This window comes from Ruminococcus sp. (genome assembly GCF_017650195.1).
Taxonomy (GTDB): Bacteria; Bacillota; Clostridia; order Oscillospirales; family Ruminococcaceae; genus Ruminococcus.
In genome coordinates, this window is sequence record NZ_JAGCFH010000036.1 from 1 (window position 1) to 2,703 (window position 2,703).

Sequence of the window (2,703 nt, forward strand, 5' to 3'; positions counted from 1 at the left end):
GGGTGAAGACGGTAAACTGCGAATGAACCTTGAAGAAAACGAACCGTATTGCTGTGATTGTATTATCGAATTACAGGGAGGCGGAAACAATGATAAAATCCAAAGATGAATTCAATGACAAGCTGTGCGAACTTATGGAAGAAGTCGAGAAATGCAACCCTGAATTTTTAATGGACGGCATGATTTTTTCTGATAAAGCCAAAGACTACATTTACGAACTCGCCGAATACTCACGGTGTCTTAAGTCGTACAGAAGAACAATGGAAGGAACGCTTGGAATAGCCAGGAAAGAATATGAAGAGGTCTGCGCGTCGGCTTCAAGGATGTACATTGACATGCTGCACAAGATCGTGAATGCACCGACGGTAATTCACATGGAGCTTGTACCGGTGATGCTCATTCCTTTGATCGACGAGCGGCTGAGAGGTGAAAGCAATGAAGGAAGGTAGATTCAAAGGTTTTCTTGTGGTATATAAGCGCACTGGTTACGTGCCGGTTGCAGTGCAGTACGACACTTACGAAGATGCGCTGAATATGCTTGAAGAAATAGCAAGGGATAAGCTTAACAACGATGCAAGAGTGATCGTGTGCATTCTGAATCACAAAATGGAAGTTGTATATAAAACGGAGGCGGGAATAGATGCTTAAACTTGAAATCAAAGACCAAAAAAGCGAAATAGATATCAACGGAAAAAGCCATGAATGCATTGCAGAAATGGCAATTGCGTTTGAAGCACTAATTGAGACTGCGGCCGAGGCGGCAGGAAACGGAATGACCTATAAAGAAGCGAAGCAAATGCTGTGTGATGGTGCTGATATGGTGCATGAGGTAAAGACCAAAGATGAAAGTAAGCATTAAGCGAAAAAACGGCGAGGACATCGATTTTGAGAGAGCGTATGAGGTTTACGGCCGCGGACAACATGGCGAAACGGTCGCAGTGGTATTTCCAAACGAGTTCGATCATAACGTCGAGGCTGTGATGGAATACAGCACAGATAAAATCGAGCGGATTGAAATTACTTTTTAATGATTTAGGAAGGGGAAAAGTTATGACATGGAGAGATATTGAGCGGCTTATAAAGCACAGCAGCTTTATCCTCATTGTGGAGCCGAGGAGAACAAGGAACAGGTACTGGATCAGTCAGGGGCATACTTATTTCGAGATCACGTCTTTACAGTTTGACAGACTGCTTGAAGGCGGGTATATCGACCCTGATTACAAGGTCACGCGGCACATGGACGGTACTGAACAATTGCTTTACAACGGGAGATGATACGATGCTGAAAGTCGGAGATATTGTGAGAATCAGAGAGAGCGCCTACAAACCGTGGGCGCTGGAACAGACACAGCGCGGTGATATGGTGGTAGTGAAGAAAGAACTGCTGCATTTCAGCGATACACCGGAGCCGGCTGAACCTCTTCTTACAGTCGAGCGGGTGGATAACGACTGTTTCACCGGAGCGCTGAACGGTGTGGTTTTCGATTACATGAGAGAAAAGTATTATGAGAGTGAACTTGTACTTGTGGAAGGGAGACGGTTTTAAAAAATGATAATGGACAGCAAGGAAAGAATCAGATACCAGAAAGACATGCACGCAGCATATGAATATCTTAGGGCGAATCAGTGGAGACTGAATGCGGCCGGATGTTCGTTTTATATGCTGTATCACAATAACAGGGAAAAAGGAATCGCGGCAATGGGAGCGGGTAATGAGCAGCAATACACTGAAATGCTCGTGACACACGTTGTAGCAGCTTACTACGACCTGTTCAAGGAAAAGGGAATGTCCCTTGACAATTACTTTGACATGCTTAAGGAATTTGCGTCAGGGTTGTTACCGGCCATGGATGAGATACGAGGAAGAAAAGATGAAGAAATTTGAAGTTACATTTGAAGGTGAACTTTACAACTACATCACTCAGAAGATGATGCTGGAATACATGGAAAGCTTTTTTCCGAGAGCTGAGGTGAATGTAAAGACGATAAGGCAGAAAAAGACCCCCGTCACTGAAACGAGGGTTTATTTAAATGAAAAATCAGGGGGAAAAGACATATGTTAAAAAGGGAATTAGAGATCCTGCTTAATGACGCTAATCTCGCGATAAAGGATCTCGAACAGGAAAACACGAATCTGAAATCACGTAACGAAGCATTGACAAAGTTTATCGCGGCTACAGCGCTCAATATCACGGGTGAAGTTGAACCGGTAAAGAAAGCCGTGGCAGACATCAGAGCGGCACTCACGGGCGGCACAGAAGGCGACACGGCTATATTAGACACGATAAGAAATATTATAAGCAGACTGGAGCTGCGAAATGATTAAGTGGATCCTGCTGCTTACCGCGGCAGTCCTGCTGTGGATACATGAATACAGGCAGGAGCAGAACGATATCAGAGCGGAATTCGGTCTGCCGGAGATCACGCTGTTTACAAAACGAAAGGATGACGGGGAAAATGGCTAAAGAGCCGGTCAACAAATTTTACTGTTTAGAAAAAGACAAAGCCGACTGCGTTAAGAACATGGTCGGCGATCCGGAGTGTGAATTTTGTCAGCATTATCTGGTATGCACGAAATGCGGGCATTATGATACAACCTACTGCGACGGCTGCATGATCGCAGCGCTCAATCAGAGCTTCGATATGAGCGATTAGGAAAATCTATAGGAGGGGAATTTGAATGAATTGCAACATAGGGCCTAC

The 2,703-nt window shown here is 44.7% G+C and carries 10 protein-coding genes; all 10 read left to right on the plus strand.

What is annotated here, in order from left to right; genetic code table 11:
* Positions 1–89 precede the first annotated feature (89 nt).
* On the plus strand, positions 90–449 hold the full coding sequence (locus J6U00_RS01595; RefSeq protein WP_296577946.1) for a hypothetical protein: 360 nt from the start codon (positions 90–92) through the stop codon (positions 447–449).
* On the plus strand, positions 436–648 hold the full coding sequence (locus tag J6U00_RS01600; protein WP_296577948.1) for a hypothetical protein: 213 nt from the start codon (positions 436–438) through the stop codon (positions 646–648). The genes J6U00_RS01595 and J6U00_RS01600 overlap by 14 nt, the downstream gene beginning before the upstream one ends.
* Complete coding sequence (locus J6U00_RS01605; RefSeq protein WP_296577950.1) at positions 641–859, plus strand: hypothetical protein; 219 nt, start codon at positions 641–643, stop codon at positions 857–859. The genes J6U00_RS01600 and J6U00_RS01605 overlap by 8 nt, the downstream gene beginning before the upstream one ends.
* Positions 860–1,050: 191 nt before the next feature.
* The gene (locus J6U00_RS01610) at positions 1,051–1,275 is read left to right on the plus strand and encodes a hypothetical protein (protein ID WP_296577952.1); all 225 of its coding nucleotides are present in this window, start codon (positions 1,051–1,053) and stop codon (positions 1,273–1,275) included.
* A 4-nt stretch (positions 1,276–1,279) separates the two neighbouring features.
* Complete coding sequence (locus J6U00_RS01615) at positions 1,280–1,546, plus strand: hypothetical protein (RefSeq protein WP_296577954.1); 267 nt, start codon at positions 1,280–1,282, stop codon at positions 1,544–1,546.
* A 3-nt stretch (positions 1,547–1,549) separates the two neighbouring features.
* Positions 1,550–1,885, plus strand: a complete 336-nt coding sequence (locus J6U00_RS01620; protein ID WP_296577956.1) for a hypothetical protein — start codon at positions 1,550–1,552, stop codon at positions 1,883–1,885.
* On the plus strand, positions 1,872–2,063 hold the full coding sequence (locus tag J6U00_RS01625; protein ID WP_296577957.1) for a hypothetical protein: 192 nt from the start codon (positions 1,872–1,874) through the stop codon (positions 2,061–2,063). Before J6U00_RS01620 ends, J6U00_RS01625 begins: the two co-directional genes overlap by 14 nt.
* Complete coding sequence (locus J6U00_RS01630) at positions 2,057–2,326, plus strand: hypothetical protein (RefSeq protein ID WP_296577959.1); 270 nt, start codon at positions 2,057–2,059, stop codon at positions 2,324–2,326. The genes J6U00_RS01625 and J6U00_RS01630 overlap by 7 nt, the downstream gene beginning before the upstream one ends.
* On the plus strand, positions 2,319–2,465 hold the full coding sequence (locus J6U00_RS01635) for a hypothetical protein (protein WP_296577961.1): 147 nt from the start codon (positions 2,319–2,321) through the stop codon (positions 2,463–2,465). The genes J6U00_RS01630 and J6U00_RS01635 overlap by 8 nt, the downstream gene beginning before the upstream one ends.
* Complete coding sequence (locus J6U00_RS01640) at positions 2,458–2,655, plus strand: hypothetical protein (protein ID WP_296577963.1); 198 nt, start codon at positions 2,458–2,460, stop codon at positions 2,653–2,655. Before J6U00_RS01635 ends, J6U00_RS01640 begins: the two co-directional genes overlap by 8 nt.
* Positions 2,656–2,703 lie beyond the last annotated feature (48 nt).

Coding starts and splice junctions, on each gene's coding strand:
- J6U00_RS01620 (WP_296577956.1), top strand. CDS start 1,550: ATGATAATGGACAGCAAGGAAAGAATCAGATACCAGAAAGACATGCAC.
- J6U00_RS01630 (WP_296577959.1), top strand. CDS start 2,057: ATGTTAAAAAGGGAATTAGAGATCCTGCTTAATGACGCTAATCTCGCG.
- J6U00_RS01625 (WP_296577957.1), top strand. CDS start 1,872: ATGAAGAAATTTGAAGTTACATTTGAAGGTGAACTTTACAACTACATC.
- J6U00_RS01600 (WP_296577948.1), top strand. CDS start 436: ATGAAGGAAGGTAGATTCAAAGGTTTTCTTGTGGTATATAAGCGCACT.
- J6U00_RS01635 (WP_296577961.1), top strand. CDS start 2,319: ATGATTAAGTGGATCCTGCTGCTTACCGCGGCAGTCCTGCTGTGGATA.
- J6U00_RS01615 (WP_296577954.1), top strand. CDS start 1,280: ATGCTGAAAGTCGGAGATATTGTGAGAATCAGAGAGAGCGCCTACAAA.
- J6U00_RS01605 (WP_296577950.1), top strand. CDS start 641: ATGCTTAAACTTGAAATCAAAGACCAAAAAAGCGAAATAGATATCAAC.
- J6U00_RS01610 (WP_296577952.1), top strand. CDS start 1,051: ATGACATGGAGAGATATTGAGCGGCTTATAAAGCACAGCAGCTTTATC.
- J6U00_RS01595 (WP_296577946.1), top strand. CDS start 90: ATGATAAAATCCAAAGATGAATTCAATGACAAGCTGTGCGAACTTATG.
- J6U00_RS01640 (WP_296577963.1), top strand. CDS start 2,458: ATGGCTAAAGAGCCGGTCAACAAATTTTACTGTTTAGAAAAAGACAAA.